Here is a 15,812-nt window from a genome sequence, read left to right as displayed (position 1 = left end):
GAGCGAATAAACGGGTAAATACATGATTTTTCAAAGAACAGTCAAAGAAATAGTTAAAACTACTGGTGTTGGATTGCATTCCGGCAACAAGGTAACTTTGATCGTTAAACCCGCACCAGTTAATACAGGCATTATTCTTGTTCGTACCGATCTGACTCCTGCTGTTGAAATTCCAGCTGTAGCCGATCAAGTTCGTGAAACGACAATGTGTACTGCGCTGGTTAATGATGATGGTGTTCGTATATCCACTATTGAGCATCTGTTTGCGGCACTCGCTGGCTTGGGCATTGACAATGCAATTATTGAAGTTGATGCACCTGAAATACCGATTATGGATGGTAGCGCGAGTCCTTTTGTATTCCTACTGCAATCAGTAGGTATTCAAGAGCAAGCAGCTGCTAAGAAATACATCAAGATTACTAAACCTATCCGTGTTGAAGATGGTGATAAATGGGCTGAATTGAAACCTTTTAAAGGTTTTAGAGTTGATTTTGCAATTGACTTTGATCATCCAGAAATTGCCCGTAGTCAGCAGCACATGGTAATGGATTTTTCATCATCTGCTTTTATCAAAGATATTAGTCGTGCTAGAACCTTTGGTTTTATGCGAGACATTGAATATTTAAGAGCGAATAATCTTGCTCTTGGTGGCAGTATGGAAAACGCCGTAGTGCTTGACGAATATCGAGTTCTCAATCCCGATGGCCTGCGTTATGAGGATGAGTTCGTTAAGCATAAGATACTAGATGCATTTGGTGATCTTTATGTAGCTGGTCACGCTATAGTTGGTGAGTTCTGTGCGTATAAGACGGGTCATGCATTAAACAACCAGTTAGTACGTGCAATGCTTGCTCAGCAAGAGGCATGGGAAATCGTAAGCTTCGAGACAGAGGCAGACGCTCCAGTAAGCTTCTCAGTACCTGCGGGTGCAGTATTCGCTTAAATGTGAATTAAGATTGCCTTGAACGGCTGGCTAATGCAGCCAGCCGTTTTAGTTTTACCGCTAGTGTTCCTTCTGCATGTTCCGCTAATGCTTCAATGTGAGCCGCCGCCGTTTCGCTGATATGGTTGTGAGCGGGTTTGGGTTTTGTTGCATACATTAACAAGCTTGGGTTGACTTTGACTTCGATAGCGGTAAGCATGGGTAGCGTTTCGGCTTGCAGTGTTTGCAGTATCTTGGGTTTTTGGAAGTTTATTCTAGCAGCCCAAGCAGCCGTTGTTGTTTCAATAACCAAGGTACCTTGGCGTAGATTGGCAACTTTTAGCTGCTCTATCACTGGACCAGTAAGCACTTTTTTTACGTAGTGATCTAAGTGTAATAGCAGTTCTGCTTTTTCAGCTAAGTTGGGCATGTTCCCTTGCTGATGCAGTAATTGACTGAGATCCTGTGGGGGCTTTTTCATATGATAATAAAATGGCTTAATTAGGCTATGAGTGTAACAGTTTTTATTCAAGGTCGAAACGGTGCCACACGCTGGCAACCGGGAAAGCGTTGGCTGCTTTTACCCATCTTGCTCATTGCAGCAAGCACGGGTCTTTATCAGCACAATGCCAAGCAGCTTATAGAGCAACAGACTAATACTGATAATGAACGCTTAGCTCGTGAAGAGCAAAAGAGCGAGTTGATCTCTTTAAAGAGCGCAACTGAAACTCAATTGTCAATGTTAGTCGCCCACGTTGCACGTATGCAAGCTAAGCTCACTCGTTTAGAAGCGTTGGGTCAGCAAGTTGCTTTAAATAATCAATTAGAAGAACAATTTGATTTCTCTTCAGAAGTTGGTGTTGGTGGTATCAGTGAATTAGGTACTAACATCGAACTCGATCAGCTCATTGCCGATATGGATGCGCTGGTGTCAAGAATGGATAATAATAATGTTCAGCTCTCACTACTTGAAACGGTGGCATCTAATCTCCATATAGATGAAGAACGTTATATATCTGGGCGACCAATTAAAAAAGGTTGGTTATCCTCGCCCTATGGTTTACGAAATGATCCTTTTAACGGTAAGCGAACGATGCATAAAGGCATCGACTTTGCTGGAGAAGAGGGCGTCGACGTAATCGCTACTGCAGGTGGTGTTGTTACGTGGGCGGAGAAGATGTTTGGTTATGGTGAGCTCGTTGAAATTGATCATGGTAATGGTCTTCGAACACGCTATGGCCACAATAAAGCTTTGTCAGTAACTGTAGGCGACGTGGTCGCTAAAGGCGAGAGAATCGCTGTAATGGGAAGTACAGGGCGCTCAACCGGGCCTCATGTGCACTATGAAGTGTTGCGTGGTGGGCGGCAAATTGATCCGCAAAAATATGTCTACCGCAAGGCAGGTTAATCTAAATTAGGCTTTCAGGTTCTCAAAGGGACTTGGCCAACAACATAGAAGTGGTTCAGATGTTTGGTAAATTACTGACAAAAGTATTTGGTAGTCGCAACGATCGTACGCTTAAAGCTTTCGGAAAAGTCGTTAATAAAATTAATGGTTTCGAAGAAGAGTACGCACAACTATCAGATGAAGACTTAAAAGCAAAAACAATACATTTCCGTGAACGGCTTGATGCAGGAGAAACGCTAGATTCTGTTTTGCCTGAAGCGTTCGCAACTGTGCGTGAAGCATCAAAGCGTGTGTTCGAAATGCGTCATTTCGATGTGCAGATGATTGGCGGCATGATCCTAGATAGTAACCGTATTGCAGAGATGCGTACCGGTGAAGGTAAAACGTTAACCGCAACTTTGCCTGCATACCTAAATGGCCTGACGGGTAAAGGCGTTCATGTCATTACCGTGAACGATTACCTCGCTGGACGTGATGCAGAGAATAACCGTCCTCTATTTGAGTTTTTAGGGTTAACCGTTGGTATTAACGTAGCGGGTCTCGGTCAGGTAGAGAAAAAAGCGGCCTACGATGCTGACATTACTTACGGAACCAATAACGAATTTGGTTTTGATTACCTTCGTGACAACATGGCTTTCTCGCCAGCTGAACGAGTGCAGCGTCCTTTGCACTACGCACTTATCGATGAAGTCGATTCAATCCTTATCGATGAAGCGCGTACACCACTGATTATTTCAGGTGCAGCCGAAGATAGTTCAGAGCTTTACACTAAGATTAATACCCTTATCCCAAATCTGATCCAGCAAGAGAAAGAAGATACTGAAGATGAGATTGGTGAAGGTGATTACTCTATCGATGAAAAAGCAAAACAAGTTCATATGACAGAGCGTGGCCAAGAAAAGGTCGAAGTATTGTTGACTGAGCGTGGCATGTTAGGCGACGGTGACTCACTGTATTCTGCAGCGAATATCTCGTTGCTGCACCATGTCAATGCAGCGCTACGTGCTCATACGCTATTTGAAAAAGACGTTGATTATATTGTTCAAGATAATGAAGTTATCATTGTCGATGAACATACTGGCCGTACTATGCCTGGTCGTCGTTGGTCTGAAGGTTTACATCAAGCGGTAGAAGCGAAAGAAGGGGTTCATATTCAAAATGAAAACCAAACTTTAGCATCGATCACTTTTCAGAACTTCTTCCGTCAATATAAGAAATTGGCTGGTATGACGGGTACTGCCGATACTGAAGCATTCGAATTTCAGCATATTTATGGGCTTGATACAGTAGTTGTACCGACTAACCGTCCTATGGTACGTATCGATAATCCAGATTTGGTTTATCTTACTGCTGACGAAAAGTATGCCGCTATTGTTAAAGATATCATTGGCTGCCGCGAGCGCGGGCAACCGGTATTAGTGGGTACAGTATCAATCGAGCAATCAGAACTACTTCACAGCTTATTGAAGAAGCAAAAGATCCCACATGAGATCCTGAATGCTAAATTCCATGAACGTGAAGCTGATATCGTAGCTCAGGCTGGTCGTACTGGTGCTGTAACTGTTGCAACTAATATGGCAGGTCGTGGTACGGATATTGTGTTAGGCGGCAATTGGAATATGGAAATTGAAGCCATTGCTAACCCTACAAGTGAACAGAAAGCGGCAATCAAAGCTGATTGGCAAATTCGTCATGATGAAGTGGTTGATGCTGGCGGTTTACATATCCTAGGTACAGAACGTCATGAATCTCGCCGTATCGATAATCAGCTTCGTGGTCGTTCTGGTCGTCAAGGTGATGCTGGTTCATCTCGTTTCTATCTATCTATGGAAGATAGCTTGATGCGTATCTTTGCTTCTGACCGCGTTTCTTCAATGATGAAGAAGCTTGGTATGGAAGAGGGTGAGGCTATTGAGCATCCATGGGTATCTCGCGCTATTGAAAACGCACAGCGTAAAGTAGAAGCGCGTAATTTTGATATTCGTAAGCAACTTCTTGAGTTTGATGATGTTGCAAATGATCAGCGTCAAGTTGTTTATGCTCAGCGTAATGAGCTTATGGATGCTGAAAGTATTAAAGATACTATCACTAACATTCAGACCGACGTCATTAATGAATTGATGGACCAATATATTCCACCTCAGTCAGTAGAGGAATTATGGGATGTGCCAGGTCTAGAGCAGCGCTTGCAGCAAGAGTACTCAATGAGTCTACCTGTTCAGGAGTGGTTAGATAAAGAAGATGATCTTCATGAGGAGACATTACGTGAGCGTATTGTTGATACATGGATTAACGCATACAAAGCTAAAGAAGAGATGGTAGGTGAGTCTGTACTGCGTCAATTTGAAAAAGCCGTGATGTTGCAAACCTTGGATGGACTATGGAAAGAACACCTTTCTGCCATGGATCATCTTCGTCAAGGGATTCATTTGCGCGGCTACGCACAAAAGAACCCTAAGCAAGAGTATAAGCGTGAGTCATTTGAATTGTTCCAGCAGATGCTAGAATCACTTAAACATGACGTGATCAGTATTTTGTCTAAAGTGCAGGTACAAGCGCAATCTGATGTCGAAGAGATGGAAGAGCGTCGTCGTCAAGAAGATGCAAAGATCCGTCGTGACTATCAACATGCAGCAGCCGAAGCACTCGTTGGAGCAGAAGAAAGTGCTGCATTAGCTGCGACACAACCACAAGTGCGTGACGGCGAGAAAGTCGGCCGAAACGATCCTTGCCCTTGCGGTTCAGGCAAGAAGTATAAACAGTGCCACGGTAAACTAACTTAAGAGTACTAGCTGTATTAAGTAATAGAAGGGTGACTGAGAAGTCGCCCTTTTTTATTGTCTGAATTTTTATGCTAGTCCTGTATCACCATAGCAACGTACTTCATTAGGTCGGCTCATGACGATAGTGAGAGTTTAAGCCCAGTTCTCTGGAGCAAGGAGCCTAAATTACATATCTACTACTATATTGCCCATGTTGGAAACCGAATTTTATATGCGGTGTTGTATGTTAAATCGGCGTTCCATCTAACTTTTGTGGATAACTCTGAGGGTAAGTGGTGGCTAAAGTGTGTTTAAGTAAAAACATTGAAAAAAGGGCTTTTTTTCTTTAAAAATCACTTGCGCTTGCTCAGTAATTCCCTATAATTCGCACCCACTGACACGGCACAGCAGGCCAACAGCTTAGGTTGTACGGGACTTGCAGCAGTGTTAGAGAGTTAAACTTCTTCGGAGATTTGATTCAGGTGACAAGCGCTTTAAGGGCTTCGGGTTATGACTTCTGATTAAGAAATCATCGCTTGAAAAACTTCTTAAAATAAGCCCTTGACGCCGACACTGGAGAGTGTAGAATACGCCTCCTCAAGCCAACGACCTAGCGTCTTCGGCGACATCTGAAAGATTGATGTCACGCTCTTTAACAATATGACAAGCAAATCTGTGTGGGCACTCACAGGTGTTGAGTTATTCGAAATTGCCTTCTGTTCTTCGGAATGTCGGCAATCAAAAATATTAACTCAATGAACCACTGAGTGACCATAGCAATATGTAAACTTCGAATATCTTCGGATATTTGAAAAACAGTATAATTCATTGAGCCGTTTCACTCTTAACCGAGTGGGGCAAAAAACTTTAATTGAAGAGTTTGATCATGGCTCAGATTGAACGCTGGCGGCAGGCCTAACACATGCAAGTCGAGCGGAAACACAAGGGAGCTTGCTCCTGAGGTGTCGAGCGGCGGACGGGTGAGTAATACCTAGGTATCTGCCCAATCGAGGGGGATAACAGTTGGAAACGACTGCTAATACCGCATACGCCCTACGGGGGAAAGGAGGGGACCTTCGGGCCTTCCGCGATTGGATGAACCTAGGCGGGATTAGCTAGTTGGTGAGGTAATGGCTCACCAAGGCGACGATCCCTAGCTGGTCTGAGAGGATGATCAGCCACACTGGAACTGAGACACGGTCCAGACTCCTACGGGAGGCAGCAGTGGGGAATATTGCACAATGGGCGAAAGCCTGATGCAGCCATGCCGCGTGTATGAAGAAGGCCTTCGGGTTGTAAAGTACTTTCAGCGAGGAGGAAAGGTTGTTGGTTAATAACCAACAGCTGTGACGTTACTCGCAGAAGAAGCACCGGCTAACTTCGTGCCAGCAGCCGCGGTAATACGAGGGGTGCAAGCGTTAATCGGAATTACTGGGCGTAAAGCGTACGCAGGCGGTTTGTTAAGCGAGATGTGAAAGCCCCGGGCTCAACCTGGGAACTGCATTTCGAACTGGCAAACTAGAGTCTTGTAGAGGGGGGTAGAATTTCAGGTGTAGCGGTGAAATGCGTAGAGATCTGAAGGAATACCGGTGGCGAAGGCGGCCCCCTGGACAAAGACTGACGCTCATGTACGAAAGCGTGGGGAGCAAACAGGATTAGATACCCTGGTAGTCCACGCCGTAAACGATGTCTACTCGGAATTTGGTGTCTTGAACACTGGGTTCTCAAGCTAACGCATTAAGTAGACCGCCTGGGGAGTACGGCCGCAAGGTTAAAACTCAAATGAATTGACGGGGGCCCGCACAAGCGGTGGAGCATGTGGTTTAATTCGATGCAACGCGAAGAACCTTACCTACTCTTGACATCCATAGAAGCCGAAAGAGATTTTGGTGTGCCTTCGGGAACTATGAGACAGGTGCTGCATGGCTGTCGTCAGCTCGTGTTGTGAAATGTTGGGTTAAGTCCCGCAACGAGCGCAACCCTTATCCTTATTTGCCAGCACGTAATGGTGGGAACTTTAGGGAGACTGCCGGTGATAAACCGGAGGAAGGTGGGGACGACGTCAAGTCATCATGGCCCTTACGAGTAGGGCTACACACGTGCTACAATGGCCGGTACAGAGGGTTGCAAAGCCGCGAGGTGGAGCTAATCTCACAAAGCCGGTCGTAGTCCGGATCGGAGTCTGCAACTCGACTCCGTGAAGTCGGAATCGCTAGTAATCGTAGATCAGAATGCTACGGTGAATACGTTCCCGGGCCTTGTACACACCGCCCGTCACACCATGGGAGTGGGCTGCACCAGAAGTAGATAGCTTAACCTTCGGGAGGGCGTTTACCACGGTGTGGTTCATGACTGGGGTGAAGTCGTAACAAGGTAGCCCTAGGGGAACCTGGGGCTGGATCACCTCCTTACCTATACGACTAACTCGCATCTGAAGTATGCAAATACGTTTGAGTGTTCACACAGATATGCTTGTTATAAAGAAAGAGCAATATACGTTGGGTCTGTAGCTCAGCTGGTTAGAGCGCACCCCTGATAAGGGTGAGGTCGGTGGTTCAAGTCCACTCTGACCCACCAAAATCTTTTGTTTCTCCTAAATGAAGATTTTGTATTAACGTATTTTGTTTGACTGCATGTAAATGGGGCTATAGCTCAGCTGGGAGAGCGCCTGCCTTGCACGCAGGAGGTCTGCGGTTCGATCCCGCATAGCTCCACCATTTACTTTGCTAATTATCATTTGATGATTTAGTAGACTTACTTTTCTAGCTGATAAGTGAGGCATGCATTGGATAGAGATGCCAAAGATAAACGAAAACTTTATCTTTGGCTTTTTTAAGCCCGTTCTTTAAAAATTTGGAAAGCTGATAGTGTTAATCTGAAAGGGATAGCAGCTACGATTTATCGTATTGTTATTTATAGGATTAGCGCGAAATTAAAAAATTGAGTTCTAAACACTTAAACATTAAGTGTCTTGGCTTGTGACTTAACGGTTACGAGTTAAAAATTCTAATTTTGGCGAAAGTAGAAACCATTAGTTACGATACGACTGTTTTGAGCTTACCCGCTTGAAACAACGATTATTTCTCATAGAGACTTATTTGGGTTGTATGGTTAAGTGACTAAGCGTATATGGTGGATGCCTTGGCAGTCAGAGGCGATGAAGGACGTAGTAACTTGCGAAAAGCGTTGGCGAGCTAGTAACAAGCATTTGAGCTAACGATGTCCGAATGGGGAAACCCACTCACATAAGTGAGTATCACAACATGAATACATAGTGTTGTGAGGCAAACCCGGGGAACTGAAACATCTAAGTACCCGGAGGAAAAGAAATCAACCGAGATTCCCCTAGTAGCGGCGAGCGAACGGGGATTAGCCCTTAAGCGTAGAGGGTGTTAGTGGAATGTGTTGGAAAGCACAGCGGCACAGGGTGATAGCCCCGTACATGAAAACTAACTTTACGTGAAAACGAGTAGGACGGGACACGTGACATCTTGTCTGAACATGGGGGGACCATCCTCCAAGGCTAAATACTCCTGACTGACCGATAGTGAACCAGTACCGTGAGGGAAAGGCGAAAAGAACCCCTGTGAGGGGAGTGAAATAGAACCTGAAACCGTATACGTACAAGCAGTGGGAGCGGTTCTTGAGACCGTGACTGCGTACCTTTTGTATAATGGGTCAGCGACTTACATTTTGTAGCGAGGTTAAGCGAATAGCGGAGCCGTAGGGAAACCGAGTGTTAACTGCGCGTTTAGTTGCAAGGTGTAGACCCGAAACCCGGTGATCTAGCCATGGGCAGGTTGAAGGTTGAGTAACATCAACTGGAGGACCGAACCGACTTATGTTGAAAAATGAGCGGATGACTTGTGGCTGGGGGTGAAAGGCCAATCAAACCGGGAGATATCTGGTTCTCCTCGAAAGCTATTTAGGTAGCGCCTCGTACGAATACCATTGGGGGTAGAGCACTGTTAAGGCTAGGGGGTCATCCCGACTTACCAACCCTTTGCAAACTCCGAATACCAATGAGTACTATACGGGAGACACACGGCGGGTGCTAACGTCCGTCGTGAAAAGGGAAACAACCCAGACCATCAGCTAAGGTCCCAAAGTTATTGCTAAGTGGGAAACGATGTGGGAAGGCTTAGACAGCTAGGATGTTGGCTTAGAAGCAGCCATCATTTAAAGAAAGCGTAATAGCTCACTAGTCGAGTCGGCCTGCGCGGAAGATTTAACGGGGCTAAGCAATACACCGAAGCTATGGGTTTGCTAGTTTACTAGCAAGCGGTAGAGGAGCGTTCTGTAAGCGGTTGAAGGTGAAGGGGTAACCCACACTGGACGTATCAGAAGTGCGAATGCTGACATGAGTAACGATAAAGGGAGTGAAAAACTCCCTCGCCGAAAGACCAAGGGTTCCTGTCCAATGTTAATCAGGGCAGGGTGAGTCGACCCCTAAGGCGAGGCCGAAAGGCGTAGTCGATGGGAAACAGGTTAATATTCCTGTACTTCTGCTAACTGCGATGGAGAGACGGAGAAGGCTAGGCTAGCGCGGCGTTGGTTGTCCGCGTTTAAGGCTGTAGGCAGTATTCTTAGGCAAATCCGGGAATACGCATTAAATTGCAATGCTGAGAGTTGACGACGAGGTCCTAAGGGACTGAAGTAGTTGATGCCATGCTTCCAGGAAAATCTTCTAAGCTTCAGGTTAGTAGGAATCGTACCCCAAACCGACACAGGTGGTTGGGTAGAGAATACCAAGGCGCTTGAGAGAACTCGGCTGAAGGAACTAGGCAAAATGGTACCGTAACTTCGGGAGAAGGTACGCTGCCGACGGTGATGGGACTTGCTCCCTAAGCTGTTGGCAGTCGCAGATACCAGGTGGCTGCAACTGTTTATCAAAAACACAGTACTGTGCAAACTCGCAAGAGGAAGTATACGGTATGACGCCTGCCCGGTGCCGGAAGGTTAATTGATTGGGTTATCTTCGGAGAAGCTCATGATCGAAGCCCCGGTAAACGGCGGCCGTAACTATAACGGTCCTAAGGTAGCGAAATTCCTTGTCGGGTAAGTTCCGACCTGCACGAATGGCGTAATGATGGCCACGCTGTCTCCAGCCGAGACTCAGTGAAGTTGAAATTGCGGTGAAGATGCCGTATACCCGCGGCTAGACGGAAAGACCCCGTGCACCTTTACTATAGCTTGGCACTGAACATTGAACCTACATGTGTAGGATAGGTGGGAGACTTTGAAGCTTTGTCGCTAGATGAAGTGGAGTCAACCTTGAAATACCACCCTTGTAGTTTTGATGTTCTAACCGCGGCCCCTGAATCGGGGTTCGGGACAGTGCCTGGTGGGTAGTTTGACTGGGGCGGTCTCCTCCCAAAGAGTAACGGAGGAGCACGAAGGTTGGCTAAGTACGGTCGGACATCGTACGGTTAGTGCAATGGCATAAGCCAGCTTAACTGCGAGACATACACGTCGAGCAGGTACGAAAGTAGGTCATAGTGATCCGGTGGTTCTGTATGGAAGGGCCATCGCTCAACGGATAAAAGGTACGCCGGGGATAACAGGCTGATACCGCCCAAGAGTTCATATCGACGGCGGTGTTTGGCACCTCGATGTCGGCTCATCACATCCTGGGGCTGAAGTCGGTCCCAAGGGTATGGCTGTTCGCCATTTAAAGTGGTACGCGAGCTGGGTTCAGAACGTCGTGAGACAGTTCGGTCCCTATCTGCCGTGGGCGTTGGATGATTGAAGGAAGCTGCTCCTAGTACGAGAGGACCGGAGTGGACGAACCGCTGGTGTTCGGGTTGTTATGCCAATAGCATTGCCCGGTAGCTACGTTCGGAATCGATAACCGCTGAAAGCATCTAAGCGGGAAGCGAGTCCTAAGATGAGTCATCCCTAGGAATTTAATTCCTCTAAAGAGCCGTTCGAGACTAGGACGTTGATAGGCAGGGTGTGTAAGCGTTGTGAGGCGTTGAGCTAACCTGTACTAATGACTCGTGAGGCTTAACCATACAACCCTGATGGGTTTTGTATGAGACTGATGTTTCGACAGAAACCAGAATTAGAAGCACTTAATGTGTGTGTAAGAGTCAATAATTTAATATTACTTGCGGTAGCGAGTAACAGCTTTCTAAACTTTTTACCTTTAGCTTTTTAAAAGCTGAAAGTAATAGCCAAATTTGTCTGGAAACCATAGAGCTGTGGTCCCACCTGATCCCATTCCGAACTCAGAAGTGAAACACAGTATCGCCGATGGTAGTGTGGGGTTTCCCCATGTGAGAGTAGGTCATTTCCAGGCGCCTAATTTAAGTCGTTTATTTAAATGCAGTGATATTTCACATAAGACAAATAGATTAACGCACGATATTGCTGATATGGCTCAGTCGGTAGAGCGCATCCTTGGTAAGGATGAGGTCCCCAGTTCGATTCTGGGTATCAGCACCATTTTGAAAGAATTTGTCTGGAAACCATAGAGCTGTGGTCCCACCTGATCCCATTCCGAACTCAGAAGTGAAACACAGTATCGCCGATGGTAGTGTGGGGTTTCCCCATGTGAGAGTAGGTCATTTCCAGGCGCCTAATAACGATGAATCCCTAGCGCTCTGCGCTAGGGATTTTTTCGTTTACCCATGTGGAGTAGGGTGAAGAGGCAGTGCTTATCAAGCGAAGCTTGATGCGGACGATGAACGCGAAGAGCTAGTGACCTACAGGAAGTAGGAAATGCCATTGATGCATATAAATGGTCTCAAAGCTGGCCATGACAGGCGCCTAGGTTTATTAGAATCAGTCTCGAAAGAGAGTATTAAGCCCGTTGCTAATGCAACGGGCTTTTTTCCGTCTGCGATTTGTGGTTTTGAACATCGAATACCATAGCATCTTAACATTCAGTCACTATTGCCCATTCCCTTCTGTAAGGCGACATAACTCTATTTGAGTCATTGATAAACTATTCCAAGCAATCCACTATATCCTGGTACCCTTTAAAGCTGCGATTAGTTAGATGCTGATGTCGTAACCAGCTCCAGACTTGTTCGATAGGATTGAGGTCTGTAGAGTGCGAGGTAACTTGATAATATTGAGATTGTTAAATTTATCTGCGATATTATCGGTATAGGAACTTGCACCATCCATAACAATAGCCTGGTGTTGACCAGGATTTGTTCTTCGGGATATCAGTGATAGATGTTGGTGTACCGATCTCGGGCGCGCGCCTTTTCTTGCCCACAAACGTATCGTTGTGTTTTGTTGAACAAAGCGAGTCTTATCCTGAAGCTAAATATCCACGCGCTCGAACGCTACGCTACCTGGGGGGAAGTAGCGTTTCTAGTTGGAACTTTTTTAAAAGCCACTTGTGCCTCAAGTGATTGTTTAGGGTGCTTGGAACGGCTGGTTATCCAGCTAAACCTTAACTGCGATAGTAGTTTGTAAATGGAATTTTGGTGGTAATTGGCATTAAAATGTAGCTGAGTATATTGTTGAATAGTGTCCCAAGTCAGCCCTTCACCAGAGGCCTTGATGCATTATGCTTTATATAGCCTCTAAGTTGCCTTAGCATAAAGTGAGATAGCTATGCCCTTTGTTATTTTTGGCATTCAGCACTTTGAGGTGGTAAGCCAGATAATTTGCAATCCATGTATTAACACTTCCACGGGTAACTTTAAGTCTATTATTGACTTCTTTTTGGCTGTGCCCTTTAAGAAATAGAGATGCTACCAGTAGTCTGATCCGTCTGCGGGGGCTTCACATGTACTTAGTTTCTTGCGAGTGCCAATTATGGTTACTAAGGTAATGAGCCATACATAGTCTATGCTTTTTGAGCGGGAGTTATACGCTCACTAATAACGGCTCTTTGTATTACTCTATTATCAGTACCTATTCAATCATGCTTTAGTACATTCGAGGTTCATTGCTGCAGAGCACCTAGGCTAGCCAACGCCTGTCTCCGAGTCTGATTTTAGAACCGCATATATTGGTCATAGATGTTTCTAAGGGCTACATAAGGCAGCATGTAAGAAAAACTAATATAGTTGTAGTTTTGTTGTCATCATCATTGTTCAATTTTCCTATCTTCACTTGTCATAGCAGCACTAGCTACTTTCTAGTAAGTTAGCTTGTTTCGTCAGTTAGTGGGAACTGTTTAAGGTCAGGGTAATAGTCCCCCGCGTGGTCATAAAACCGAGAATGACGTAAGTGACTAAGTTTAGGTTGAGGCAGCTCAGAGCTAGGTAGTTAACTTATTCTATATAGGAAGATCGGACGATTAGGTAAAAGTATCATTTTCTAAGCCGTGCAAGTTTACACATCTGTACTAGAATGTATATCCCGGCCCGAGGTTAGCTTACTCGTTTATCCGACTATTGTGGATAACTTTGGGGGTAAGTGGTGTGTAGGTTGTGGTTATTCTGTGTCTTTTAAAAAATGTTGTTTTAATTGATAAAAGCGCTTGCGCTTGGTCAGGAACTGCCTATAATGCGCATCCACTGACACGGCACAGCAGGCCAATCGCTCTTAGCAAAAGCTAGGTAGCACGGGACTTGCAGCAGTGTTAGAGAGTTAAACTTCTTCGGAGATTTGATTCAGGTGACAAGCGCTTTAAGGGCTTCGGGTAATGATTGATTTCACGAGAGTGATTAAGAAATCATCGCTTGAAAAACTTCTTAAAATAAGCTCTTGACGCCGACACTGGAGAGTGTAGAATACGCCTCCTCAAGCCAACGACCTAGCGTCTTCGGCGACATCTGAAAGATTGATGTCACGCTCTTTAACAATCTGACAAGCAAATCTGTGTGGGCACTCACAGGTGTTGAGTTATTCGAAATTGCTTCGCTCTCTCTAGTAGAGGACGAGCAATCAAAAATATTAACTCAATGAACCACTGAGTGACCATAGCAATATGTAAACTTCGAATATCTTCGGATATTTGAAAAACAGTATAATTCATTGAGCCGCTTTGCTCTTAACGGGGTAAAGCAAAAAACTTTAATTGAAGAGTTTGATCATGGCTCAGATTGAACGCTGGCGGCAGGCCTAACACATGCAAGTCGAGCGGAAACACAAGGGAGCTTGCTCCTGAGGTGTCGAGCGGCGGACGGGTGAGTAATACCTAGGTATCTGCCCAATCGAGGGGGATAACAGTTGGAAACGACTGCTAATACCGCATACGCCCTACGGGGGAAAGGAGGGGACCTTCGGGCCTTCCGCGATTGGATGAACCTAGGCGGGATTAGCTAGTTGGTGAGGTAATGGCTCACCAAGGCGACGATCCCTAGCTGGTCTGAGAGGATGATCAGCCACACTGGAACTGAGACACGGTCCAGACTCCTACGGGAGGCAGCAGTGGGGAATATTGCACAATGGGCGAAAGCCTGATGCAGCCATGCCGCGTGTATGAAGAAGGCCTTCGGGTTGTAAAGTACTTTCAGCGAGGAGGAAAGGTTGTTGGTTAATAACCAACAGCTGTGACGTTACTCGCAGAAGAAGCACCGGCTAACTTCGTGCCAGCAGCCGCGGTAATACGAGGGGTGCAAGCGTTAATCGGAATTACTGGGCGTAAAGCGTACGCAGGCGGTTTGTTAAGCGAGATGTGAAAGCCCCGGGCTCAACCTGGGAACTGCATTTCGAACTGGCAAACTAGAGTCTTGTAGAGGGGGGTAGAATTTCAGGTGTAGCGGTGAAATGCGTAGAGATCTGAAGGAATACCGGTGGCGAAGGCGGCCCCCTGGACAAAGACTGACGCTCATGTACGAAAGCGTGGGGAGCAAACAGGATTAGATACCCTGGTAGTCCACGCCGTAAACGATGTCTACTCGGAATTTGGTGTCTTGAACACTGGGTTCTCAAGCTAACGCATTAAGTAGACCGCCTGGGGAGTACGGCCGCAAGGTTAAAACTCAAATGAATTGACGGGGGCCCGCACAAGCGGTGGAGCATGTGGTTTAATTCGATGCAACGCGAAGAACCTTACCTACTCTTGACATCCATAGAAGCCGAAAGAGATTTTGGTGTGCCTTCGGGAACTATGAGACAGGTGCTGCATGGCTGTCGTCAGCTCGTGTTGTGAAATGTTGGGTTAAGTCCCGCAACGAGCGCAACCCTTATCCTTATTTGCCAGCACGTAATGGTGGGAACTTTAGGGAGACTGCCGGTGATAAACCGGAGGAAGGTGGGGACGACGTCAAGTCATCATGGCCCTTACGAGTAGGGCTACACACGTGCTACAATGGCCGGTACAGAGGGTTGCAAAGCCGCGAGGTGGAGCTAATCTCACAAAGCCGGTCGTAGTCCGGATCGGAGTCTGCAACTCGACTCCGTGAAGTCGGAATCGCTAGTAATCGTAGATCAGAATGCTACGGTGAATACGTTCCCGGGCCTTGTACACACCGCCCGTCACACCATGGGAGTGGGCTGCACCAGAAGTAGATAGCTTAACCTTCGGGAGGGCGTTTACCACGGTGTGGTTCATGACTGGGGTGAAGTCGTAACAAGGTAGCCCTAGGGGAACCTGGGGCTGGATCACCTCCTTACCTATACGACTAACTCGCATCTGAAGTATGCAAATACGTTTGAGTGTCCACACAGATTGCTTGTTCTCCTTATCTCTTAATTGAGTTGAGGTGAGCGACAAAATATCCTGCCTTGTTGCAGTGATATCGTTCTTTAAAAATTTGGAAAGCTGATAGTGTTAATCTGAAAGGGATAGCAGTTACGATTTATCGTA

At 46.2% G+C, this 15,812-nt stretch carries 5 protein-coding genes, 3 tRNA genes and 5 rRNA genes; 11 read left to right on the top strand and 2 right to left on the bottom strand.

What is annotated here, in order from left to right:
* Positions 1–22: 22 nt before the first annotated feature.
* Entirely contained in the window at positions 23–943 is a 921-nt protein-coding gene (gene lpxC / locus JK628_RS21110; protein ID WP_202286858.1) for a UDP-3-O-acyl-N-acetylglucosamine deacetylase, read from the top strand.
* 7 nt (positions 944–950) lie between these two features.
* Here the strand turns inward: lpxC and JK628_RS21105 are convergent, their stop codons facing one another.
* Positions 951–1,403, bottom strand: a complete 453-nt coding sequence (locus JK628_RS21105; protein ID WP_202286857.1) for a DUF721 domain-containing protein — start codon at positions 1,401–1,403, stop codon at positions 951–953.
* Positions 1,404–1,430: 27 nt separating this feature from the next.
* Between JK628_RS21105 and JK628_RS21100 the strand changes: the two genes are divergently transcribed.
* From JK628_RS21100 to rrf (JK628_RS21060), 9 genes are all read left to right on the top strand, one after another.
* Complete coding sequence (locus tag JK628_RS21100) at positions 1,431–2,330, top strand: M23 family metallopeptidase (RefSeq protein ID WP_202286856.1); 900 nt, start codon at positions 1,431–1,433, stop codon at positions 2,328–2,330.
* Positions 2,331–2,389: 59 nt separating this feature from the next.
* Positions 2,390–5,113, top strand: a complete 2,724-nt coding sequence (gene secA, locus JK628_RS21095; protein ID WP_202286855.1) for a preprotein translocase subunit SecA — start codon at positions 2,390–2,392, stop codon at positions 5,111–5,113.
* An 847-nt stretch (positions 5,114–5,960) separates the two neighbouring features.
* Positions 5,961–7,503, top strand: a 16S ribosomal RNA gene (locus JK628_RS21090).
* Between the two features lie 89 nt (positions 7,504–7,592).
* Positions 7,593–7,669 (top strand) — tRNA-Ile (locus JK628_RS21085).
* 64 nt (positions 7,670–7,733) lie between these two features.
* A tRNA-Ala gene (locus tag JK628_RS21080) sits at positions 7,734–7,809 on the top strand.
* A 392-nt stretch (positions 7,810–8,201) separates the two neighbouring features.
* Positions 8,202–11,106, top strand: a 23S ribosomal RNA gene (locus JK628_RS21075).
* A gap of 171 nt (positions 11,107–11,277) precedes the next feature.
* Positions 11,278–11,393, top strand: a 5S ribosomal RNA gene (gene rrf, locus JK628_RS21070).
* Between the two features lie 70 nt (positions 11,394–11,463).
* Positions 11,464–11,539: transfer RNA gene (locus JK628_RS21065), tRNA-Thr, on the top strand.
* A gap of 15 nt (positions 11,540–11,554) precedes the next feature.
* Positions 11,555–11,670 (top strand): 5S ribosomal RNA (gene rrf, locus JK628_RS21060).
* Together the 16S, 23S and 5S rRNA genes with 3 tRNA genes alongside form the textbook arrangement of a ribosomal RNA operon.
* A 720-nt stretch (positions 11,671–12,390) precedes the next feature.
* Here rrf (JK628_RS21060) and JK628_RS23585 read toward each other — a convergent pair.
* On the bottom strand, positions 12,391–12,591 hold the full coding sequence (locus JK628_RS23585) for a helix-turn-helix domain-containing protein (protein WP_443020021.1): 201 nt from the start codon (positions 12,589–12,591) through the stop codon (positions 12,391–12,393).
* A 1,484-nt stretch (positions 12,592–14,075) separates the two neighbouring features.
* On the opposite strand from JK628_RS23585, the gene JK628_RS21045 reads away from it, so the two are divergent.
* Positions 14,076–15,618 (top strand): 16S ribosomal RNA (locus tag JK628_RS21045).
* The last annotated feature ends 194 nt before the right edge of the window (positions 15,619–15,812 follow it).

The organism is Shewanella sp. KX20019 (genome assembly GCF_016757755.1).
Taxonomy (GTDB): Bacteria; Pseudomonadota; Gammaproteobacteria; order Enterobacterales; family Shewanellaceae; genus Shewanella.
The sequence above is the reverse complement of the archived record's forward strand: the minus strand, read 5'-3'. Positions and strand labels throughout refer to the sequence as shown.